Here is a 20,942-nt window from a genome sequence, read left to right as displayed (position 1 = left end):
CGGGATAGCTATACTCACGTGCATCGCGTCCCCCCGGAGTGTCCCTAATGCTAAAAGCAGCCATCGTCCTGATGCTGATTGCCACGGTTGCCAGCCTGTTCAGCGGCCTGTTTTTTCTGGTCAAGGACGACAGCAGTTCCAATCGCCTGGTCATCGCCCTGGCGATTCGGGTCAGTCTGGCCGCCGCCACCGTCGGCTTGATCGCCTGGGGTTTTTTCAGCGGCCAGTTGGTGTCCCAAGCGCCCTGGTAACGGCTGCCTCAGAGGATGTAGACGAAGAAGAACAAGCCGATCCACACCACATCGACGAAGTGCCAGTACCAGCTCGCGGCCTCGAAGCCGAACTGATGCTCGTTGTCGAAATGCCCGCGCATGATGCGCATCAGCATCACGAACAAAATGATCGTGCCGATGGTGACGTGGGCGCCGTGGAACCCGGTGAGCATGAAGAACGTCGCGCCGTAGATGCCCGAGCCCAACGTCAGGCCCAGCTCTTTATAGGCGTGGATGTATTCCTCGGCCTGGAAGCCCAGGAAGGCGCAACCCAGCAGCACTGTGATCGCCAGCCAGATTTTCAGCGCGCCGCGATGGCCTTTTTTCAGGGCATGGTGGGCGATGGTCACGGTGACGCTGGAACTGACCAGCAGGATGGTGTTGAGCAGCGGCAACCCCCACGGGCTGATCACATCCTTGGGCGGTGGGAACAGCTTGGGATCGGGGTTGTTCAACAACGGCCAGACGTATTCGAAGTTCGGCCAGAGCATTTCCGACAAGCCCTTGCTGCCTTCACCCGCCAGGCCCGGCGCCGAGATCGTGCGCACATAGAACAGCGCACCGAAGAAGGCGATGAAGAACATCACTTCGGAAAAGATGAACCAGCTCATGCCCCAGCGGAACGAGCGGTCGAGCTGTGCGCTGTACAGCCCGGCGCGGCTTTCCTTGATCACCGCGCCGAACCAGCCGAACAGCATGTAGGCCACCAGCAGGCCGCCGACGAAGAAGATCAGCGGGCCGTGGGAATCCGGGCGCGCCGCCTTCAGGTCGTTGAACCAGGTCGCCAGGCCATACACCGTGACGAACATCCCGACCGTGGCGATGATCGGCCATTTGCTCTGGGCCGGAACGTAATAGTGTTCGTGAGTTGCCATTTATTGTTCTCCTTATCGGGCACGCTATCGGTCAGTGTTTAGAGCCACCGGTGGATGACGAGCGGTGATGTCGAACAGCGTGTAGGACAGCGTCAGATGCTTCACTTCCTTGGGCATGTCCCGGTCAACGATGAAGCGCATGGGCATTTCGATGCGTTCGCCGGGTTGCAGCACTTGCTGGGTAAAACAAAAACATTCGGTCTTGTGGAAATACGCCGCCGCGTTGCTCGGCGAGATGCTCGGCACTGCTTGGGCGCTCATCGGCCGGTCGGTGGGGTTGTGGGCGACGAACACCATCTCGTTGACCGCCCCGGGCTTGACCACCAGCTCATCGCCCTTGGGGTAGAAGTCCCAGACCATGTCCACCGAATTGGTCGACAGGAACTGCACGCGGACCTGGCGTGATTCATCGACGGTCTGCTCGCCTTGGTACTGCCCGCCGGTCTTGCCGTTGATGCCGAACGCCTTGCACATCACGTCGTAGATCGGCACCAGGGCAAACCCGAAGATGAACATCGCCACCACCACTATCAGCAGGCGAGTGACCAGCTTCTTCAGCGAAATCGAGTCAGCCATGATTTCCAATCCCTACCCAGAACCCTGTGGGAGCGAGCTTGCTCGCGATAGCTGTGTGTCTGACACACCGAGTCGCCGCTATCGCGAGCAAGCTCGCTCCCACATAGGGCCCCGGTGTCATCTATTTCACTTCCGGCGGCGTAGTAAAGGTGTGATACGGCGCCGGCGACGGCACGCTCCACTCCAACCCTTCGGCCCCATCCCACGGCTTGGCCGGTGCCGGCTCGCCGCCACGGATGGTCTTGATCACGATGAACAGGAAGAAGATCTGCGTGGTGCCGAACATGAACGCGCCGATAGACGAGACCATGTTGAAGTCGGCGAACTGCAGGTTGTAGTCGGGAATCCGCCGGGGCATGCCCGCCAGGCCGACGAAGTGCATCGGGAAGAACGCCAGGTTCATGCCGATGAACGACAGCCAGAAGTGCAGCTTGCCGAGGGTTTCGTCGTACATGTGGCCGGTCCATTTCGGCAGCCAGTAGTAGGCCGAGGCGAAGATCCCGAAGATCGCGCCGGGCACCAGCACATAGTGGAAGTGCGCGACCACGAAGTAGGTGTCCTGATACTGGAAGTCCGCCGGGGCGATGGCCAGCATCAACCCGGAGAAACCGCCGATGGAAAACAGGATCACGAACGCCACGGCAAACAGCATCGGTGTCTCGAAGGTCAGCGAGCCTTGCCACATGGTGCTCGCCCAGTTGAACACCTTCACCCCGGTGGGCACGGCGATCAGCAGGGTGGCGTACATGAAGAACAGTTCGCCCACCAGCGGAATGCCCACCACGAACATGTGGTGCGCCCAGACGATGAACGACAGGAACGCAATGGCGGCCGTGGCGTACACCATCGAGGTGTAGCCGAACAACGGCTTGCGCGAGAACGCCGGGATGATCGAGCTGACGGCACCGAAGGCCGGCAGGATCATGATGTACACCTCGGGGTGGCCGAAGAACCAGAACACGTGCTGGAACAGCACCGGGTCCCCGCCACCGGCGGCACTGAAGAAGCTGGTGCCGAAATGGATGTCCATCAGCATCATCGTCACGCAGCCGGCCAGCACCGGCATCACGGCGATCAGCAGGAACGCGGTGATCAGCCAGGTCCAGACGAACAGCGGCATTTTCATCAACGTCATGCCGGGGGCGCGCAGGTTGAGGATGGTGGCGACCACGTTGATCGCGCCCATGATCGAGCTGATGCCCATCAGGTGGATGGCAAAGATGAAGAACGTCACGCTTTCCGGCGCATAGGTGGTGGACAGCGGCGCATAGAAGGTCCAGCCGAAGTTCGGCCCGCCACCCGGGGTGAACAGCGTCGAGACCAACATCAGGAACGCCGCCGGCAACAGCCAGAAGCTGAAGTTGTTCATGCGCGGCAGGGCCATGTCCGGCGCGCCGATCATCAACGGGATCATCCAGTTGGCAAGGCCGACGAAGGCCGGCATCACCGCGCCGAAGACCATCACCAGGCCATGCATGGTGGTCATCTGGTTGAAGAATTCCGGCTGGACGATCTGCAGGCCGGGCTGGAACAGCTCGGCGCGGATCACCATGGCGAACGAGCCGCCCAGCAGGAACATCGAGAAGGCGAACCACAGGTACAGCGTGCCGATATCCTTGTGGTTGGTGGTCAGTACCCAGCGCATCAGGCCCTTGGCGGGGCCATGGGCGTGGTCGGCACCGGCATGACCGTGGTCATCGATCACAGCACTCATGTCCTGTCTCCTTCGAACGAGTGGGCTGGACGGTGCGGGGCGGTGAGCCCCGACCGGTTACGGGAACAAACGTCAGGCCGGCTCATTGGCTGTCCGCCTGTTTGAGTTCCAGCACTTCTTTAGGCGTCACCATGTCGCCCTTGTTGTTGCCCCAGGCGTTGCGTTCATAGGTCACGACCGCGGCGATATCGACTTCCGACAGCTGCTTGTCGAACGCGGCCATGGAGGTGCCGGGTTTGCCGTGGAAGACAATGTTCAGGTGATCCTTGATCGGCCCGGTGGCGATTTTCGAGCCCTTGAGCGCCGGGAACATCGGCGGCAAGCCCTGGCCTTCGGCCTGGTGACAGGCCACGCAGGTGGTGTGGTAGACCTTGTCACCACGCTCAACGAGTTCTTCGCGCGTCCATTCCTTGCTGGTCAATTCCTTAAGCTGCGCGGCCTCGGCCTTGCGTTCGCCCAGCCATTTTTCGTAGTCGGGCTTGCTCTTGACCTCCACCACGATCGGCATGAAGCCGTGGTCCTTGCCGCACAGCTCGGCGCATTGGCCGCGGTACAGACCGGGCTTGTCGACACGGGTCCAGGCTTCGTTGACGAACCCGGGGATCGCATCGCGCTTGACCGCGAAGGCCGGCACCCACCAGGAGTGGATCACGTCGGCGGAGGTCACCAGAAAGCGCACCTTGGCATCGACCGGCAGCACCAGCGGCTTGTCGACCTCCAGCAGGTAATGCTCGCCCTTGGCGCTCTGGTTATGGATCTGTTCGGCGGGGGTCGCCAGGTTGCTGAAGAACTCGACGTCCTGGCCCAGGTACTTGTAGTGCCACTTCCATTGATAGCCGGTGATCTGGATATCGATGTCCGACTCGCTGGAGTCGTACATCTTGATCAGGGTGGCGGTGGCGGGAATCGCCATTAGCACCAGGATCAGGAAGGGCACGATGGTCCAGAGAATTTCGACGCGGGTGTTTTCGTGGAAATGCGCGGCATTCTGGCCGGTTGAACGGCGGTGCATCATCATCGACCAGAACATGGCGCCGAAGACGATGATGCCGATGACCACACAAATCCAGAAGATGGTCATGTGCAGGTCGAATACTGCGTTGCTGATCTGTGTCGCTCCAGGCGCCATATTCACAGTCCAGGCCGCTTGTGCCTGGCTGAAAATCGACCACAACAGGAGGCCCATCCATACGTGTGGATGTCGCGTCATTGCGGGTTCCCCTTATCGTTCTTGTTATCCCGTAGGCGTAAAGCCTGCGGCAAGGGATCGGCTATTCAGACTGCTTAATTGACTCGCCGCGCCTTGCTGCACATGCAATCGGGTGTCATCAGCTAACTCCATTCCAAACCGAGTATAGACAGCACCTGCAACCTCGCAACGCGATGGCGTAAATCGTTTGAAACAGCCGGGGCTTGCGCTAGAGCCCACGAATGGAGAAGGATGCGAACTGAGTGATGGCAAACCGATATAACTGTGGCGCAGCAAGGATGAGGCGGTTATGAAAAATAGGTCTTAGGAGTGTTTTTGCGCCAGCTAAGTTATGTCTTCCCTATTTCATTGCCTTGTTTCCTGGAGTTGTCATGAACACCGCCGCATTGCGCGAGCAGATCCAAAAAGCCCAACAACACGAAGCCGAGACCGGCCAATTGACCCGCCAGCTGGAGGCCCAGCTGCCGCACCTGCATGCCGCGATCCAATTGCCAGACATCGACGCGAAGGGCGTCATGACCCGTTTTGTCACCGCTTACATCGAGCAAGTACCGGACCTGCTGGACGCCGCCAACGAGGTGGCTCGCGAAGCCGGGATCGAATCGCAGATCAAGCCGGTGCTGAAGATCGCCGAACAGTTTTTTCTTCAGCCACCGAAGTTGATGGAAGGCCACGTTGGCCTGGACAGCCTGCTGGACGAGGCCTACCTGGCCCACCGGCTGGTGGAGGAGGTCAACGATCTGTACATCAAGCACTTCAGCCAGCCGCTGATTCCGTTGGACATGACCGTCGCCAACCTGATCGCTCACCATCTGATCGGCGAGCCGTTCGCCAACCAGTTGGACGAAGCCGTGCATCACGCCGTGGATGAAATGCTCGACGAAGACAGCTTTGCGCTGGAATCGGTGGAGTCTTACCGCGAGAAAATCGGCAGCCCGGACACGGGTGCAGCCTGGAAGCGCTGGCCTTGCCTGTCACGCCAGCTGGGCGTTGGGCTGGAGCTGGATCAGCCGGCGGCTTGATGAGTTGAAATGCAAACCCCTTGTGGGAGCGGGCTTGCTCGCGAAGGCGGAGTGTCAGGCAGCATTTAGCTAACTGATCCACCGCTTTCGCGAGCAAGCCCGCTCCCACATTGAATCTGTGGTGTTCATCAATCATATGCGCGACACCACAACCCCTGTGGGAGCGAGCTTGCTCGCGATTGCATTGGACCAGCAACATCGCAGTTGGCTGATACATCGCTATCGCGAGCAAGCTCGCTCCCACATTGGGTCTGTGGTGTTTATGAATCATGTGCCCTACACCCAACTCCTATGGGAGCGAGGTGTCAGGCAGAGGCTGCGCCAACCCCCACGGTGGTACGCAACCGCCCTTCCAGCCGGCGCTTGAGCCCACGGGATTCGATCAGCAGCTTCGAACCCTTGCTGGCGTTCGCCCGGCCCCATTCTTCCAGCAACTCCAGGCAGGAGTGATCGATGTAGCTCAGGTTATTGAGCGGCACATGCACGGTCGCGCCTGTCGGTATGGTGCCCAGCACCTGGGTCAGCGCCGGTACCTTGAGGAAGGTGGCCGCCCCGACCAGTCGCAGTTCCATCTCGCCTTCCTGGGGCAGGTCGATCAGGCTGATTTTCAGGCGCGAGGCTTTCCAGGCCAGTTTCACCAGGGTCAGGCCGAAGCCGATCAGCACACCGGTCAGCAGGTCGGTGAAGATGATCGCCAGCGCCGTTGCGGCGTAGGTAAACATCGGCATCCGGCCATAACGACCCAGGCTGCGAAACGCCTTGAGGTCCACCAGTTTGAAACCGGTGTAGACCAACACACCCGCCAGGCTTGCCACCGGAATGCTTTGCAGCACGCTGGACAGCAACAGCACGAACAGCAACAACCACAGGCCGTGGAAAATCGTCGACATCCGCGTGGTGGCCCCGGCCTGGACGTTGGCCGAGCTGCGCACGATCACCCCGGTCATCGGCAAGGCGCCGAGCAGGCCGCAGAGCATGTTGCCGATCCCTTGCGCCGACAGCTCCCGATCGAAGTCCGCACGCTCACCACTGTGCATGCGATCGACGGCGGCCGCCGACAGCAGGGTTTCGGCGCTGGCGATAAAGGCGACCGCGAATGCGGCGACCAGCAGCGTCGGGTCGGCCAGGTTCAACAGGTCTGCCGGGCGCAGCCAATCAATAGCTTCGGCCAGGTTCTCCGGCACTTCCACGCGCTTGACCTGCAAGGCCAGCAGCAGGCTGGCGACGGTCGCCAAGCCGACACCCAGCAAGGCGCCAGGGACGAAGCGCAGGCTGTGGGGACGAAATTTTTCCCACAGCCACATCACCGCAATCGTCGACAGGCCGAGCAGGCCGGCCTGCCAGCCGAAGGACGGCAAGGCCTGGGCCACCGCCGCCGGGAACGCCGCGAGGTTATCCAGCCCTGAGGGCTTGGGCGCGGCGTCGAGCATCACATGGACCTGGGACAACACGATCAGCACGCCGATACCCGCCAGCATGCCGTACACCACCGCAGGCGCCGTGACCCGGAACCAGCAACCGAGGCGAAAACGCCCGGCCAACAATTGCAGAAGACCGGCCAGCAACAGGATCGGCCCGAGCATTGCCACGCCATGCTGGCGTACCAGTTCGAAGACCAACACCGCCAACCCGGCGGCCGGGCCGCTGACTTGCAGCTTGGAGCCGGCCAGAAAACCGACTACCAGACCGCCGATGATGCCGGTGATCAGGCCTTTGGCCGGTGGCAGGCCGGAGGCGATGGCAATGCCCATGCACAAGGGCAGCGCCACCAGGAACACAACCACCGAAGCCAGTAGCTCCCGTGGTAGAACAGCTTTTAATTGAGCAGCACGCATGGCGACTCTCCCGAAGTTTTCTTCAGGCATGGCGAAGCCCTACCGCGCAAATGGCGGCAAGGCTTGAACCACACAAGTTTAAGAGTGGTTAGAAGCGCGCTTTGGGCGTCGCCACCGGTATCGGATGGCTGCCATCGAGCGGCAGGAAACGTCCCTGGTCCGCGTCAAAGGCTTTGATCTCGCTGGTCTCGATGTTGTACACCCAGCCATGGATGAACAACTGACCGCTGGCCATGCGCGACGCGACCGAGGGATGCGTTCGCAAATGCTGCAATTGCGCGATCACGTTCTCTTCGGTGAGGATGGGCATGGTCTGTTTTTCATCGCCGCACGGACAGTTGTCGTGGACCATGGTCTTGGCCACTTCGGCGTGGCGCAGCCAGGCTTTTACCGTGGGCATTTTTTCCAGGGTGTCGGGGTTGAGCACCGCACGCATGGCGCCGCAATCGGAATGGCCGCAGACAATGATGTGCTGCACGCCGAGGGCCAGCACGGCGTATTCGATGGCGGTGGAGACGCCGCCGTTCATTTGCCCATAAGGCGGCACGACGTTGCCGACGTTGCGGGTCACGAACAGGTCGCCGGGGGAGCTATGGGTGATCAACTCGGGCACGATGCGCGAATCGGCGCAGGTGATGAACATCGCCCGGGGCGCTTGGGCGGTGGCGAGTTTCTTGAAGAGTTCTTCCTGTTGCGGAAAGATCTCGTGATGGAAATGCAAAAAGCCGTCAACAATATGCTGCAGCGCTGCATCGGCGGTTTCCGCCTCGGGTTGGGCTGAAGCCGACGCAGCCAACGGCTGTTTATCCTTGTCACTCATGATTCATCCTCTTTGACGGTATGACGCCAGTGGCTGGTTAAAAAACATCCAGGTCGAGATGTTCGACCCGTCAGTCACTCGCTGAACAAGGTAGCGGCCGAAACTTAACTCAAACTGAAATCGAAGGCTCTAGGACAACGATTCCAGGGGTGGCGAAACACTGGCGCAGATCATGTCCAGTGGCCTTTACAGGGTCAACTTTAATCAAATCAACGACATCTGTCGGCCCGGCGGACAGAAGGCATCGCAGTCAAGATTGTATCCGTCACGGCGCTCCAGCCCCAGGCGCTTGAGTGCCTTGGCAAATCGCTGGGCCAGCAGGTCGGCGAACGGGCCTTCGCCGCGCATCCGCGCACCGAAGCGGCTGTCATACAGTTCGCCACCGCGGCTCTGGCGCACCAGGCTCAGCACATGGGCGGCGCGTTGTGGGTAGTGCACCTGCAACCATTCCTCGAACAGCGGCGCGACTTCCAGCGGCAAGCGCAGCATGACGTAGGCGGCATTCTGCGCGCCGGCGGCGTGGGCTTCGGCCAGCAGGCTCTCGATCTCGCTGTCGTTGATCATCGGGATCATCGGTGCACACAGTACCCCCACGGCAATGCCCGCCTCGCGCATGACCTTGATCGCCCGCAGCCGCGCCTTGGGCGCCGCCGCCCGGGGTTCGAGAATGCGCTTGAGTTCATCGTCCAGGGTGGTGAGGCTGATCATCACGTGCACCAGGCGCTGTTGCGCCAGCTCGGTCAGCAGGTCCAGGTCGCGCAGGATCAGCGAACCCTTGGTGACGATGGTCACCGGATGCCGATAACGCAGCAGCACCTCGAGAATCCGGCGGGTTATCCGCTGTTCGCGTTCGATAGGCTGATAGGGATCGGTGTTGGAACCCAGTGCGATCGGCGCGCACTGATAACCGCGCCGGGACAATTGCTCTTCCAGCACATCGGCGGCATTGGTCTTGGCGATCAGCTTCGTTTCGAAATCCAGCCCCGGCGACAGGTCCCAATAGGCATGGCTGGGCCGTGCGTAGCAGTAGATGCAACCGTGTTCACAGCCTCGGTACGGGTTGATCGAGCGGTCGAACGGAATATCGGACGAGGTGTTGCGGGTAATGATGGTCTTCGCCGTTTCGATGCGCACCTCGGTGCCTTGGGTCGGCGGGACTTCCTGGTACCAGCCGTCATCTTCGGCCACCGAGCGACTCGGGGCGAAGCGGTTGTGCGGGTTGGTCGCGGTGCCGCGGCCGCGCGGTGGAAGGGAGGCTGGCATGGGAATACTCCGATGGCTGTATGTGCATACAGTATTCGCTGTGTTCGATTAAGACCAGTGCCATTGAGCAGCCCAAATACCGGATCGGCGTTCACAACGCTTTGACGTTCTGCTCACAGGCTTTTAACCGGAGCGAGCCGACACTGAGCCTCTCGTGTTTCTTCGTACTCGGTCGTCCGTGCATGCTCAAGCTCTGTTCCCATTCGTTGTTGTGCCTGGCCTTGCTCACCGGGCTGGCCGAGGCGCCCGCCCAAGCGGCCGATTCCATTGATGCAAGGCCCGCTGAATGGGCACAGCCGGTGGCAAAGGACTACAACCTCTATCAGATGTCTCCGACGCTTTACCGCAGCTCCCTGCCGGACGGCGGGACGCTGCCCTGGCTGACGAAGCTCAGGATCGGCACGGTCATCAACTTTCTGCCGGAGTCGGACCAACGCTGGCTGTCCACCCCCGGCATCGAGCAAGTGCAGTTGCCCTATCGCACCAACCATGTCGACGACAGCGACATACTCAGGGCTTTGCGCGCTGTCCAGGCGGCCGAAGCCAAGGGGCCGGTGCTGATGCACTGCAAGCACGGCTCGGACCGCACCGGGCTGGTGGCCGCCATGTACCGGGTGGTGGTCCAGGGTTGGAGCAAGGAGGACGCGTTGAACGAGATGACCGAAGGTGGCTTCGGTGACAGTCATCACTTCAAGGACGGCGTGCGCTACATGATGCAGGCCGATGTCGACAAACTCCGCACGGCGCTGGCGAACGGCGATTGCAGCACCAGCGTCTTTGCCCTTTGTTCTCTGGAGAGTTGGGTCAACTCGACGACCACGGCCCATCACCTTGATCCTCAGGCTGTGCTTCCCGAGCGCTGATCGGTCATGTGGCTAAAAACGCCTGGATCGATTCGGACAACGGTCGCGTATCGCCCGGCTCGAAAATCGTCTCGCGCAACGCCCGCCCGGTTTGCGGATTGAACAGCCCGTCGCGCTGGAATTTTTGGAAGACGCTATTCGCCAGTTCTTTCGACCAGGCGTAGGCGTAGATCCCGGCGCCATAGCCGGTCACCAGATAGTCCAGGCCATTGGGCCAGCGTTCGGTGGCGGACACGGGCAGGTGGCCGACGTGTGCGCTGACTTGATCGAACACGTCTTGAGCCGTACGTCCGTCGCCGTGGTGATGGTGCACCTGCATGTCAAACAACGCATCGCGCAAGAACGCGGCAAACCCCCAACTGGTCTGGGTATTGAGGTAGACCAGCAACTGATCGGCAATCCTGTCCGGCAGAGGCTTCCCGGTTTGGTGGTGTTTGGATATGCGAATCAGGCATGGCTTGGAAAAGCACCATCGCTCGAACAGGACTCCGGCAAATTCCGCCGTATCCCTGGACAGTTCGGTAATGCCCGAAACATCGCGATACTCAGCCCGGGTCAGCAAGTGGTGCAAGCAATGGCCGAACTCATGAAAGAGGATGCGTAGCTGCCGATGATCCAACAGGACAGGATTGGCATCTGAGGCGCGTGGTAACCAGCCATGTAGAACGGCAATGGGATGCCGCGGGCGGCCCTCGGCGGTGACGCGACGATTTCGCAAGGTGGTGGTATTGGGGAAGCCTTGTTCGTTCTCATCCTCGAACGGGTCGAAATAGAGATAGCCTAGGGTCTCGTCCCGCTCGCGAATTTCAAAAAGGCTTACGTCGGGATGCCAAGTAGCCACGTCCTTACGCTCGATGATGTCCACGCCGAACAGGTCCCTTGCGATCAGCGTCAGCTGCAAAAACGTGGTATCCAGCGCAAACCAGGCTCTGACGCTTTGTTCTGAAACACCAGCCGCCTGCCGACGAAGCTTTTCTGCCAGGTATGGATAATCCCAGGGCTGTAGCTCGCTGAAACCTTGTGTTGTGGCAAATGCCTCCAGTTGTTGAGCGTCCCGGATAAACACGCTTTGCTGTTGTTTGAGTTGTTCCTGCAAGAACATCAGGACCTGTTCGGGCGACTCGGCTTGCTCTGGTTCGATCGCCATTTGGGCATAACTCGAATAGCCCAGCAAGGTAGCGTAGTGATGACGGTCCCTGAGCAATTGCCGGAGCACTTCACCGTTGTCGAATATGCCGGCGTGCGGTCCTTGATCCGATGCGCGAGTGCTGTAGGCCACGTACATTTGCTTACGCAAAAGGTGATTGTCGGCGTAACAGGTGACGATGCGAAACGACTCTTCATTGAGCGTCAGCAACCACCCCGTGTGTCCAGCATCGCGCGCCTGGTCGGCCATGCGTTGTTTGAACGACGACGGCAGGCCGCTCAATCGGGTTTCATCGTCAAACGCTGTGCGCCAGGCTTTATTGGCCTCGTACACATGTTCCAGGAACAGCATCTGAGCGCCTTGGATGCGCAGCTTCAGGTCTTTCAGGCCTGTCTGCGTGGTGTCGGCCAATCCGTTGCGACGAAACTGTCGGAGGATTTTTTCCAGCGTTCTTTTTCTCGCCAGGGTGAAATGCCGGGCTATCGGGCTGTTCGCCAACCGCTGATAAAGCTGAAACAGTTCGGGGTTGTGTTTGAGCGATCGCTGGAAATCCTGTAGTCGTTCGCTGCAGTCCAGCGAAGCCTGCACCCAGTCGTCACCGATCCTGTTCCAGGCCAGACGCTCCAGCACATAACCGAAGCCCTTCAACCGGGCGTGAATCTCGTCCATTGCCAACACGAGGTCGTCCCAGGTGGGAAACGGTGTCTGGGTCCTGATGATCTCGGCCACTTGAGCGCGACTCTCGGCAATGATCTGGTCGAGGGCCGGCGAAAAATGCCGGGCTTGGATCTGGGAAAAAGGCGGCAGGTCATGGGCCTGCAACAGCGGATTGTCATCGGTGGGCATCGGAAGCCTTCCATGGACTGAACGGGATGAACAGTCTGGGCAGGCCGGTGTGCGGCAGGGCGATATATATGTATCGCTTCCGGGCCGTGGGGCCCGGAAGGTGATACCGGATCATTCAGTCGGTTTTTTTCTTCAACTTGGGATTGGGGAAAAACTGCACCGCCTGGACCTTGGCGTCCGGCACCTTGAGCGCCGAGGTGTTGACCCGGGTGCCCAATTCCTTGGGCACCGACAGGCCTTGCTCGTTGAGCGTGTCGGAATAACCGCAGGCCACGCACTCGCGGTGCGGTACGCCGTCTTCGTTCCACATCATCAATTTGTCCGGCTCGCTGCAGGCCGGGCAGACCGCCCCGGCGATAAAGCGTCGTTTGGTAATCACAGGCCCCTCGCTCATGCTGCCGCGTCCTCGGTCAGGCCGCTATGGCGCAAGAGTGCGTCAATCGACGGCTCACGGCCACGGAAGTCGACGAACAGCACCATCGGTTCCTGGGAGCCGCCACGGGCCAGGATCGCCTCGCGGAAGGCCCGACCGGTGTCGGCATTGAGCACGCCGTCTTCCTCGAATTTGGAGAAGGCATCGGCCGACAATACTTCCGCCCATTTGTAGCTGTAGTAGCCCGCCGCATACCCGCCGGCGAAGATGTGGGCGAAGCTGTTGGGGAAGCGGTTGTAGGCCGGCGGACGCATGACCGACACCTCGTCGCGCACGCCTTCGAGTACTTGCAGCACGCTGCGGCCATCGCCGTGGGTGGCGTGCAGCTCGAAGTCGAACAGCGAGAACTCCAGCTGACGGACCATCATCAGGCCGGACTGGAAGTTTTTCGCCGCGAGCATTTTTTCCAGCAGGTCCTGGGGCAGTGGTTCACCGGTTTCGTAGTGGCCGGAAATCAGCGCCAGGCCTTCGGGTTCCCAGCACCAGTTCTCCATGAACTGGCTCGGCAGCTCCACGGCATCCCAGGCCACGCCGTTGATGCCGGACACGCCGGCGTGTTCGACACGGGTCAGCAGGTGGTGCAGGCCATGGCCGAACTCGTGGAACAGGGTGGTGACTTCATCGTGGGTCAGCAGCGCCGGCTTGCCGCTGTCGGCCGGGGTGAAGTTGCACACCAGGTTGGCGACCGGGCTTTGCAGCACGCCGTCGAAGGTGCGACGACGGTCGCGGGCGCCGTCCATCCAGGCACCGCCACGCTTGTTGGCGCGGGCATAGAGGTCGAAGAAGAAGCGGCCGACGTGCTGGCCGTTCTCCTTGATTTCGAACAGGCGCACGTCCGGGTGCCAGCTGTCGAAGCCTTTCAGTTCGGCGATCTCGATGCCGTAGAGGCGCTGCACGATGGCGAACAGGCCGCTCAGTACCTTGTCGATCGGGAAGTAGGCGCGCAGGGCTTCCTGGGCCACGCTGTAACGCTGCTGGCGCAGTTTTTCACCGTAGAAACCGCTGTCCCAGCTTTGCAGGTCGGGGCAGCCCTGTTCGGCGGCGAAGGCTTTGAGCTGCTCCAGGTCCAGGGCGGCGAACGGCTTGCTGCGCTTGGCCAGGTCCCGCAGGAAACTGAGGACCTGATCGCTGGATTCGGCCATCTTGGTGGCCAGGCTCAACTCGGCGAAGTTGGCGAAACCGAGCAGTTGGGCCAGTTCCTGGCGCAGGTCGAGGATCTGCTCCATCACCGGGCCGTTGTCGTTCTGCCCGGCATTCGGGCCTTGGTCCGAGGCGCGGGTGCAGTAGGCGGCGTAGACTTCTTCACGCAGGGCGCGGTCTTCGGCGTAGGTCATCACCGCGTAATAGCTGGGGAATTCCAGGTTGATCAGCCAGCCGTCGAGTTCTTTGGCCTGGGCGGCCGCAGCCATTTGCGCCTTGGCCGAGTCGGTCAGGCCGGCGAGGGCGGCCTCGTCGGTGACGTGCTTGGTCCAGGCCTGGGTCGCGTCCAGCAGTTGATTGGAGAAACGGCTGCCCAGCTCGGACAGTTTGCTCTGCACCTCGGCGTAGCGCTTCTGCTGCTCGGGCGGCAAGTCGATGCCCGACAGGCGGAAATCGCGCAGCGAGTGTTCCAGGATGGTTTTCTGCGCCACGTCGAAGCCGGCGGCTTCCGGGCTGTTTGCCAAGGCTTCGAAGGCCTGGAACAGCTCGCGGTTCTGGCCCAGTTCGGTGGAGTAGGCACTCAGCGCCGGCAGGCAGGCCTCGTAGGCTTCGCGCAGTTCCGGGCTGTTGCGCACGGCATTCAGGTGACTGACCGGGCTCCAGGCCGCGCCCAGGCGATCATTGAGTTCGTCCATGGCCAATACCAGGCCGGCCCAGGTAGGCTGCTGGACTTGGGTCTTGAGGAGTTCGGCAATGGCCGCACGGTTATCAGCCAGGATCTGCTCGATGGCCGGTTGCACGTGCTCGGCACGGATCGCCGAGAATGGCGGCAGGTCATAGGGCTGCAAAAGAGGGTTGTTCACGCTCACGGTCGACACCTTGGCTGGAAGAAACATCGGCCCATCTTAATTACAATCGGCGCTCACCGCAGCTAGCAGCGCCTATCACCGGATAAGAGAGAGCCTATCGTGACCCTTCGCACGTACCAGAACCACAGCCCACGGCTCGCCCGTGGTGCTTTTGTCGACAGCACCGCGGTGGTGATCGGCGACGTCGAAATCGGCGAAGACAGCTCCGTCTGGCCGCTGACGGTCATTCGCGGCGACATGCACCGCATCCGTATCGGTGCGCGTACCAGCGTCCAGGATGGTTGCGTGCTGCACATCACCCATGCCGGGCCCTTCAATCCGGAGGGTTTCCCGTTGCTGATCGGCGACGACGTGACCATCGCCCACAAGGTCATGCTCCATGGTTGCTCGGTGGGCAGCCGGATCCTGATCGGCATGGGCAGCATCGTCATGGACGGCGCGGTGGTCGAAGATGATGTGATCATCGGTGCCGGCAGCCTGGTGCCGCCGGGCAAACGCCTGGAAAGCGGCTTTTTGTATGTGGGCAGCCCGGTGAAACAGGTCCGGCCGCTGACGGACAAGGAACGTGCGTTTTTCACCTACAGCGCGGCGAACTACGTGAAGCTCAAGGACCTGCATCTGGCTGAAGGTTACGACCGGCCTGAATCGCCCACCTAAGATGTCGAATGAACCGTTGTGGCGAGGGGATTTATCCCCGCTGGGCTGCGCAGCAGCCCCGAAGCCGACCACCGCAGTGTGCCAGGTTGTTACATTCAGTCTTTTGGGGGCTGCTGCGCAGCCCAGCGGGGATAAATCCCCTCGCCACAGTTTCATTCAGCCTGTTGAGTGAACTGCATGACCACCCAGGAACAGCCATGCACTACCAAACCGTACTCTTCGACCTCGACGGCACCCTCACCGACCCCCGCGAGGGCATCACCCGTTCGATCCAGTTTGCCTTGAGCAAGTTGGGCATCGACGAACCCGACCTGACCCGCCTCGAGCACTTCATCGGCCCGCCGCTGTTGCAGGCCTTCATGCAGTTCTATGACTTCGACGAAGCGAAGGCCTGGGAGGCGGTGAATTTCTATCGTGAGCGATTCAAGGTCACCGGTCTTTATGAGAACCGTGTTTTCGACGGCGTGATGCCGCTGCTGGAAACCTTGGGCGGCCAAGGGCGCCAGTTGTACATCGCCACTTCCAAACCCTGGGTCTTCGCCCGGGAAATCGCCCGCCACTTCGACTTCGCCCGGCACTTCAAGGTGATCTACGGCAGCGAATTGGACGGCACCCGCACTAACAAAGTCGAGCTGATCGCCTACCTGCTGGCCGAAGAAGGCCTCGACCCGGCCAGCACCCTGATGATCGGCGACCGCAAACACGACCTGATCGGCGCCCACAGCAATGGCCTGGATGCGGCAGCGGTCGGGTATGGGTTTGGCAGCCACGAAGAGCTCAGCATCGAGCGCCCGGCGTATCACTTCCAGACGGTGGGTGAGTTGCATCAGGCGTTTTTGCGGCGTTAGCTATATTGCCATCGCGGGCAAGCCTTGCTCCCACAGGTATTCCAGAGGCTGCTTTTGAGGGAGTAAGCCCTGCCCCATAGCGCTAAAAGCGTTGCGCTGTGGGAGCAAGGCTTGCCCGCGATGAGGCCATCATGGGCGCAGCTTGAATCGCATCAGATCCAGATCGCGTCCCACAATGGGTAGTCCCCTATTTTCTTAACTAAACCGGCTCGCAGCGGGTTTGCCACGATATATCGAGCGACTGTTTGCAAATCCTCCTCCTTGCGAATGGCCCGGTCATGAAATCCCTCCTGCCAAAGCGATCCTTCCCGCTGCATCAATCGATTGTAGACAACCGTGGTCCGAGACTTCGTCCGCGCAATCAGTTTGGAGAGTTCTATACCCTGCAGTTCGATCAGCCAGTGAAAATGGTCCGGCATTACCACCCAGGCCAACGAATGGGCAAATTGCTCTTCCTGAGCCTTTCGGAAGGCGTCAACCACCAAGCGTCCTGTCTCGAAGTGGCCAAAAAACGGCTCGCGGTCGCGCGTATTCACTGTCAGTAAATAGATTTGCCCAGACTGCGAATAACGACCGGAACGTAACTGTTGGGAATGAGGCCGTGTTGTCACAAGTGATCATCCTTAATCTGTCCTTTAGTTCAAGGCTAGGACAGCAGGAGTAGATCCGACTTGGAATGTTGGAGCAGGATGTGTCTGGTCTGACGCCATCGCGGGCAAGCCTTGCTCCCACATCAGGCCCTGAACTGGCTGGGCGCCACGCCGCTCCAGCGCACGAAGGCATGGCGGAAGCTGGCGGTTTCGCTGAAGCCCAGGCGTTCGGCGATTCGATAGATTGGCAATTGGTCCTCGCAGAGCATCTGCTTGGCCCGCTCGAAGCGCAGTTCGTCCAGCAGCTCCTGGTAACTGCAGCCCAGGTCCTTGAGGTGGCGACGCAAGGTGCGCGCCGAGCAGTTCATCTGTTCGGCCAGGCCTTCCAGGCCGGGGGCGGCGTCCAGTTGGGCGTCGAGCAACTGGCGGATCCGTTCCAGCCAGGCTTGGCGTCCGGTGAATTCGGTGTTCTGCCGGCGACAGCGTTCGGCCATGGCGTGGTGGGTAATGGGGTCGGCCAGGGGCAAGGGTTGTTCTAGCCAGTGGCGGTCGAAGGCGAACGCGTTATCGACGCTGTCGAAGCGCACCGGGCAGTCGAAGAGCGCGGTGTAGTGCGCCTGGTAATCGGGCGCCGGGTGTTCGAAGCGCGCAGCGTGCAAGGGCAACGCATGGCCGAGGAGGTCATTGCAGATCACCTTCAGCGAAACCATGCAGAACTCGGCATTGAACACCGCCAGGGCCGGGTTCTCCCGATAATCGCTGGCGCTGAACCAGATGTGCTTGCCATCGTCGTCCAGACTCAGTTCGAAGAGTGTTCCCAACAGCGCCGGATAACGCAGTGCCAGGCGCAAAGCGTCACCTAAGGTGGCACTGGTGAGCAGGGCATAGCCGAGCATGCCGTAGGACGAAACGTGCATGCGCAGGCCCAGTTCCAGGCCGATGTCGCGCTTGAGGGCCACGGCGTTGGCGCAGACCTGCATCTCCTGGTTGGTGGTGATGCGCGTATCGGCCCGGCTCAGGTCCGCCGCGCTGATGCCGCTGCCAGCCAACAAGGCATCGCTGGGCAACCCTGCGCTTTTAAAGGTGCTCAGTACCAGTGAGACGGCGTTGAGGGTGGTGAGGTGGGAATGAAGCATGTCCGTTTCCAGCCTGGGGGAGCTGGAAACGGAGCAAGTTATATGCCGGGTAAAAATCGGAAGTTCAACACAACCTCTAATGTGGGAGTGAACCTGTGGGAGCAAAGCTTGCTCGCGAAGAATGATGACGCGACCTTACAGTTGATCCGTGTCGCCTGCATCGCGAGCAAGCTTTGCTCCCACAAGAGCCCCTCCCACAGGTTTTTGCAGTGTCTAAGCTCAGCTCAGCTCGCCGCACAGGTCCAGCTCTACCAGCCGCCGAACCTCTTCCACCGGCAGGCCGGCGCCAATCAACGCCTGCAACTTGCCGAACGCGGCCTCGCGGGTCATGCCGCCGCCGGACAGCACGCCGACACCGCGCAAGCGGCTACCGGCTTCATACACGTCCAGCTCGACGCCCCCTTCATGGCATTGGGTTACCGCCACGACCACTACGCCGTTGTCCCGCGCCCGCTCGAGGCTGGCGAGGAAGGCCGGGTTGTCGCTCGGCCCGGTGCCGCTGCCGTAGCACTCCAGCACCAGGCCCTGGATACCGCTGCCGAGCAGGCCATCGAGGATCTGTGCACTGATGCCGGGGAACAGCGGCAGCGCCGCGATGTTCGCCAGTTGCTTGGGCTGGTCGTAGTTTAACTGCGCTGGCAGCGAGGAGGCTTTGATGCCGCCGCCCTGGCGTTCCAGGCGCTTGAACGGGTGACGACCGAAGCTGCGCACCTTCGCGCAACGGGTCGGCGCCAGCAGCTCACCATGGAAGTACAGGTGCACGCCCGGCGCCAGGCCCTGGCCGAGGGCGACCAGCGCGCCGCTGAGGTTTTCCCAGGCGTCGCTGTCGGTCACGCCGGCGGGCAGCATCGAGCCGGTGAAGCAGACCCGCGCATGCAGGCCCAGCAATTGGAAGCTCATCGCCGCCGCGCTGTAGGCCAGGGTGTCGGTGCCGTGCAGGATCAACACGCTGTCGCAGCCTTGCACGTCCACGGCATCGACCACCGCTTCGCGCAGTTGCTGCCAATAGGCCGGGGTCATGTTGGCGCTGTCGATCAGCGGCGACATTTCCCGGAAGCGCCATTGCGGCACGACGAGTTCGGGTTGGCTGTGCAGGTAGTCGCGCATCCGCGCTTCGAAACCGGATGCCGGGGCCAGGCCGTGGGCGCTGGCCTGCATGCCGATGGTGCCTCCGGTGTAGAGCACCATGACGTGCTGGGCGGCAGGGTAGGTCAAGGAATTCATGGTTGTTCTCCGAGGACGAAAACGGCAGCTTGGGTCAGCCACCACAACATAAGGCCGAGCATGACGCCGACCTTAGGTTGTGTCACGCCGGGCGCAGGGGATGCGCCCGGTTTTTTCCAAACAGCTTATTACCGATCAGCGTTGCGCTGCGGCCACGCCAGCAGTCGCGGCGTCAGGCTTGGTAACCGGTGCCGACGGGGTAGCTGGCCATGCGTTGCGGTCCAGGTCCAGGTCCGGGAACTTGCTGGAGTCGAACACAGGTACCTTGATGCCGGCCGAACGCTGGTCATCGTAGTCACGCAGGATGCGCATGCCGACCTTGAACAGCAGGAACAGCGCGATCAGGTTCACGAACGCCAGCAGGGTCATGGTGATGTCGGCGAACGCGAACACGGTGCCGAGGTTTTCGATGGCGCCCCAGAAAATCAGGACCAGGACCAGCGCACGGTAGCCCATCAGGACCTTGCGATTGTCACCCATCATGAAGCGCAGGTTGTTCTCGCCCAGGTAGTAGTTGTAGAGGATCGAGGTGAACACGAACAACGACAGGGCCACGGAGATGAATATCCGGCCCCAGTCACCCACGACGGCCGCCAGGGAGTTCTGGGTCAGGGCAATGCCGTCGCCTTCGAAGCCCGGGGTGTAGAAGCCCGACAGCAGGATCAGCAGCGCGGTGCAGGTGCAGATCACGAAGGTGTCCAGGAACACGCTGAACGCCTGGACCACGCCTTGGGCGACCGGGTGTTCGACCGACGCGACGGCGGCGACGTTAGGCGCACTGCCCAGGCCGGCTTCGTTGGCGAACACGCCACGCTTGACGCCCATGACGATGGCGCTGCCGATCAGGCCGCCGAAGGCTTGGTCCAGACCGAAGGCGCTCTTGACGATAGTCGCCAGCATGCCCGGTACGTGTTCGAACTGCAGCACGATCACGTAGAGGGTCACGGCGATATACGCCAGGGTCTTGACCGGTACCAGCAGGTCGGCAACCTTGGCGATGCGCTTGATTCCGCCGATGAACACCAGGCCCAGCAGCACCGCCAGGCCGAGGCCGGTGTAGGTGGTGTCAAAGCCGAAGGCGTTGTTCAGGGAATGGGTAACCGCGTGGGCTTGCAGGCCGTTGAAGGCGAAGCCGAAGGTGACCAGCAGCAGGAACGCCATGATCATGCCCAACCAGCGTTTCTGCAGGCCGTGCTGGATGTAATAGGACGGGCCGCCACGATACTGGCCTTCGGAGTCGCAGCGCTTGTAGAGCTGGCCGAGGGAGCACTCGAAGAAGCTGCTGGACATACCGACCAGAGCGGTTACCCACATCCAGAACACCGCACCAGGACCGCCGAGGGTCACGGCGATGCCGACACCGGCGATGTTGCCCGCGCCGACACGGCCGGCCAGGCTTAGCATCAGGGCCTGGAAGGAACTGAGCTGGTCAGTGCTGCTTTTCAGGCTGTCACGGAACACCGTGAACATGTGGAAGAAGTGACGGAACTGGACGAAACGCGAGCGGATCGTGAAGTAGCTTCCGAGCCCGACAATGAGCACGATCAGCACTTTCCCTGAGAGGAAGTCGTTGATGACTTCGAGCATGAGTATTCCTCGCTG

At 61.1% G+C, this 20,942-nt stretch carries 19 protein-coding genes; 5 read left to right on the top strand and 14 right to left on the bottom strand.

Annotated features, from left to right (window positions below; genetic code table 11):
- The first annotated feature begins 47 nt into the window (after positions 1 to 47).
- Entirely contained in the window at positions 48 to 251 is a 204-nt protein-coding gene (locus tag AC3A5O_RS23750) for a twin transmembrane helix small protein (RefSeq protein WP_122567766.1), read from the top strand.
- 8 nt (positions 252 to 259) lie between these two features.
- On the opposite strand, the gene AC3A5O_RS23745 is transcribed toward AC3A5O_RS23750, so the two are convergent.
- From AC3A5O_RS23745 to coxB, 4 genes are all read right to left on the bottom strand, one after another.
- Positions 260 to 1,147, bottom strand: a complete 888-nt coding sequence (locus AC3A5O_RS23745; protein WP_072411165.1) for a cytochrome c oxidase subunit 3 — start codon at positions 1,145 to 1,147, stop codon at positions 260 to 262.
- 24 nt (positions 1,148 to 1,171) lie between these two features.
- The gene (locus AC3A5O_RS23740) at positions 1,172 to 1,723 is read right to left on the bottom strand and encodes a cytochrome c oxidase assembly protein (RefSeq protein WP_122567768.1); all 552 of its coding nucleotides are present in this window, start codon (positions 1,721 to 1,723) and stop codon (positions 1,172 to 1,174) included.
- A 121-nt stretch (positions 1,724 to 1,844) separates the two neighbouring features.
- Positions 1,845 to 3,437 (bottom strand): cytochrome c oxidase subunit I, encoded by a 1,593-nt coding sequence (gene ctaD, locus AC3A5O_RS23735; protein WP_092167716.1) that lies wholly within the window; start codon positions 3,435 to 3,437, stop codon positions 1,845 to 1,847.
- 82 nt (positions 3,438 to 3,519) lie between these two features.
- Entirely contained in the window at positions 3,520 to 4,647 is a 1,128-nt protein-coding gene (gene coxB, locus AC3A5O_RS23730; protein WP_487753799.1) for a cytochrome c oxidase subunit II, read from the bottom strand.
- 371 nt (positions 4,648 to 5,018) lie between these two features.
- On the opposite strand from coxB, the gene AC3A5O_RS23725 reads away from it, so the two are divergent.
- Positions 5,019 to 5,669, top strand: coding sequence for a hypothetical protein (locus tag AC3A5O_RS23725; protein ID WP_122567770.1), 651 nt, complete (start codon positions 5,019 to 5,021; stop codon positions 5,667 to 5,669).
- 305 nt (positions 5,670 to 5,974) lie between these two features.
- Here AC3A5O_RS23725 and AC3A5O_RS23720 read toward each other — a convergent pair whose 3' ends face one another.
- From AC3A5O_RS23720 to AC3A5O_RS23710, 3 genes are all read right to left on the bottom strand, one after another.
- Positions 5,975 to 7,504 carry a SulP family inorganic anion transporter gene (locus AC3A5O_RS23720; protein WP_122567771.1) on the bottom strand — a complete coding sequence of 510 codons (1,530 nt, stop codon included), beginning with the start codon at positions 7,502 to 7,504 and terminating at the stop codon, positions 5,975 to 5,977.
- 88 nt (positions 7,505 to 7,592) lie between these two features.
- Positions 7,593 to 8,324 carry a carbonic anhydrase gene (locus AC3A5O_RS23715; RefSeq protein WP_060739823.1) on the bottom strand — a complete coding sequence of 244 codons (732 nt, stop codon included), beginning with the start codon at positions 8,322 to 8,324 and terminating at the stop codon, positions 7,593 to 7,595.
- Positions 8,325 to 8,528: 204 nt separating this feature from the next.
- On the bottom strand, positions 8,529 to 9,587 hold the full coding sequence (locus tag AC3A5O_RS23710; protein WP_460080893.1) for a PA0069 family radical SAM protein: 1,059 nt from the start codon (positions 9,585 to 9,587) through the stop codon (positions 8,529 to 8,531).
- A 182-nt stretch (positions 9,588 to 9,769) separates the two neighbouring features.
- Between AC3A5O_RS23710 and AC3A5O_RS23705 the strand changes: the two genes are divergently transcribed.
- Entirely contained in the window at positions 9,770 to 10,450 is a 681-nt protein-coding gene (locus tag AC3A5O_RS23705; RefSeq protein ID WP_305469030.1) for a dual specificity protein phosphatase family protein, read from the top strand.
- Between the two features lie 4 nt (positions 10,451 to 10,454).
- Here the strand turns inward: AC3A5O_RS23705 and AC3A5O_RS23700 are convergent, their stop codons facing one another.
- The 3 genes from AC3A5O_RS23700 to prlC all read right to left on the bottom strand — a co-directional run bounded on the left by AC3A5O_RS23700 (position 10,455) and on the right by prlC (position 14,912).
- On the bottom strand, positions 10,455 to 12,443 hold the full coding sequence (locus AC3A5O_RS23700) for a M3 family metallopeptidase (RefSeq protein WP_487753798.1): 1,989 nt from the start codon (positions 12,441 to 12,443) through the stop codon (positions 10,455 to 10,457).
- A gap of 115 nt (positions 12,444 to 12,558) precedes the next feature.
- Positions 12,559 to 12,837, bottom strand: coding sequence for a YheV family putative zinc ribbon protein (locus AC3A5O_RS23695; RefSeq protein WP_047230061.1), 279 nt, complete (start codon positions 12,835 to 12,837; stop codon positions 12,559 to 12,561).
- Positions 12,834 to 14,912, bottom strand: coding sequence for an oligopeptidase A (gene prlC, locus AC3A5O_RS23690; RefSeq protein ID WP_163006813.1), 2,079 nt, complete (start codon positions 14,910 to 14,912; stop codon positions 12,834 to 12,836). Before prlC ends, AC3A5O_RS23695 begins: the two co-directional genes overlap by 4 nt.
- 72 nt (positions 14,913 to 14,984) lie before the next feature.
- Here prlC and AC3A5O_RS23685 point away from each other — a divergent pair, with 72 nt between their 5' ends.
- Both AC3A5O_RS23685 and AC3A5O_RS23680 read left to right on the top strand, forming a co-directional pair.
- Positions 14,985 to 15,542 (top strand): gamma carbonic anhydrase family protein, encoded by a 558-nt coding sequence (locus AC3A5O_RS23685; RefSeq protein ID WP_305482132.1) that lies wholly within the window; start codon positions 14,985 to 14,987, stop codon positions 15,540 to 15,542.
- Between the two features lie 197 nt (positions 15,543 to 15,739).
- A complete protein-coding gene (locus AC3A5O_RS23680) occupies positions 15,740 to 16,390 on the top strand; it encodes an HAD family hydrolase (protein WP_487753797.1) in 651 nt (216 codons plus the stop codon).
- Between the two features lie 152 nt (positions 16,391 to 16,542).
- Here the strand turns inward: AC3A5O_RS23680 and AC3A5O_RS23675 are convergent, their stop codons facing one another.
- The 4 genes from AC3A5O_RS23675 to AC3A5O_RS23660 form a co-directional block, all read right to left on the bottom strand.
- Positions 16,543 to 17,001 (bottom strand): REP-associated tyrosine transposase, encoded by a 459-nt coding sequence (locus AC3A5O_RS23675; protein ID WP_305469035.1) that lies wholly within the window; start codon positions 16,999 to 17,001, stop codon positions 16,543 to 16,545.
- A gap of 122 nt (positions 17,002 to 17,123) precedes the next feature.
- Positions 17,124 to 18,116 carry an AraC family transcriptional regulator gene (locus tag AC3A5O_RS23670; RefSeq protein WP_487753796.1) on the bottom strand — a complete coding sequence of 331 codons (993 nt, stop codon included), beginning with the start codon at positions 18,114 to 18,116 and terminating at the stop codon, positions 17,124 to 17,126.
- A 219-nt stretch (positions 18,117 to 18,335) separates the two neighbouring features.
- Complete coding sequence (locus AC3A5O_RS23665; protein ID WP_487753795.1) at positions 18,336 to 19,340, bottom strand: asparaginase; 1,005 nt, start codon at positions 19,338 to 19,340, stop codon at positions 18,336 to 18,338.
- A 135-nt stretch (positions 19,341 to 19,475) separates the two neighbouring features.
- Positions 19,476 to 20,927: an alanine/glycine:cation symporter family protein gene (locus tag AC3A5O_RS23660; RefSeq protein WP_122567778.1), complete on the bottom strand. Its 1,452-nt coding sequence runs from the start codon at positions 20,925 to 20,927 to the stop codon at positions 19,476 to 19,478.
- Between the last annotated feature and the right edge of the window lie 15 nt (positions 20,928 to 20,942).

This window comes from Pseudomonas sp. Soil_N_39 (assembly GCF_057655955.1).
The sequence above is the reverse complement of the archived record's forward strand: the minus strand, read 5'-3'. Positions and strand labels throughout refer to the sequence as shown.

What these genes read in the sequence shown, in the direction of transcription:
- AC3A5O_RS23680 (WP_487753797.1), top strand. Translation starts at nt 15,740, where the DNA reads ATGCACTACCAAACCGTACTCTTCGACCTCGACGGCACCCTCACCGAC.
- coxB (WP_487753799.1), bottom strand. Translation starts at nt 4,647, where the DNA reads ATGACGCGACATCCACACGTATGGATGGGCCTCCTGTTGTGGTCGATT.
- ctaD (WP_092167716.1), bottom strand. Translation starts at nt 3,437, where the DNA reads ATGAGTGCTGTGATCGATGACCACGGTCATGCCGGTGCCGACCACGCC.
- AC3A5O_RS23705 (WP_305469030.1), top strand. Translation starts at nt 9,770, where the DNA reads ATGCTCAAGCTCTGTTCCCATTCGTTGTTGTGCCTGGCCTTGCTCACC.
- AC3A5O_RS23710 (WP_460080893.1), bottom strand. Translation starts at nt 9,587, where the DNA reads ATGCCAGCCTCCCTTCCACCGCGCGGCCGCGGCACCGCGACCAACCCG.
- AC3A5O_RS23665 (WP_487753795.1), bottom strand. Translation starts at nt 19,340, where the DNA reads ATGAATTCCTTGACCTACCCTGCCGCCCAGCACGTCATGGTGCTCTAC.
- AC3A5O_RS23725 (WP_122567770.1), top strand. Translation starts at nt 5,019, where the DNA reads ATGAACACCGCCGCATTGCGCGAGCAGATCCAAAAAGCCCAACAACAC.
- AC3A5O_RS23700 (WP_487753798.1), bottom strand. Translation starts at nt 12,443, where the DNA reads ATGCCCACCGATGACAATCCGCTGTTGCAGGCCCATGACCTGCCGCCT.
- AC3A5O_RS23740 (WP_122567768.1), bottom strand. Translation starts at nt 1,723, where the DNA reads ATGGCTGACTCGATTTCGCTGAAGAAGCTGGTCACTCGCCTGCTGATA.
- AC3A5O_RS23720 (WP_122567771.1), bottom strand. Translation starts at nt 7,504, where the DNA reads ATGCGTGCTGCTCAATTAAAAGCTGTTCTACCACGGGAGCTACTGGCT.
- AC3A5O_RS23695 (WP_047230061.1), bottom strand. Translation starts at nt 12,837, where the DNA reads ATGAGCGAGGGGCCTGTGATTACCAAACGACGCTTTATCGCCGGGGCG.
- AC3A5O_RS23745 (WP_072411165.1), bottom strand. Translation starts at nt 1,147, where the DNA reads ATGGCAACTCACGAACACTATTACGTTCCGGCCCAGAGCAAATGGCCG.
- prlC (WP_163006813.1), bottom strand. Translation starts at nt 14,912, where the DNA reads ATGTTTCTTCCAGCCAAGGTGTCGACCGTGAGCGTGAACAACCCTCTT.
- AC3A5O_RS23750 (WP_122567766.1), top strand. Translation starts at nt 48, where the DNA reads ATGCTAAAAGCAGCCATCGTCCTGATGCTGATTGCCACGGTTGCCAGC.
- AC3A5O_RS23670 (WP_487753796.1), bottom strand. Translation starts at nt 18,116, where the DNA reads ATGCTTCATTCCCACCTCACCACCCTCAACGCCGTCTCACTGGTACTG.
- AC3A5O_RS23715 (WP_060739823.1), bottom strand. Translation starts at nt 8,324, where the DNA reads ATGAGTGACAAGGATAAACAGCCGTTGGCTGCGTCGGCTTCAGCCCAA.
- AC3A5O_RS23660 (WP_122567778.1), bottom strand. Translation starts at nt 20,927, where the DNA reads ATGCTCGAAGTCATCAACGACTTCCTCTCAGGGAAAGTGCTGATCGTG.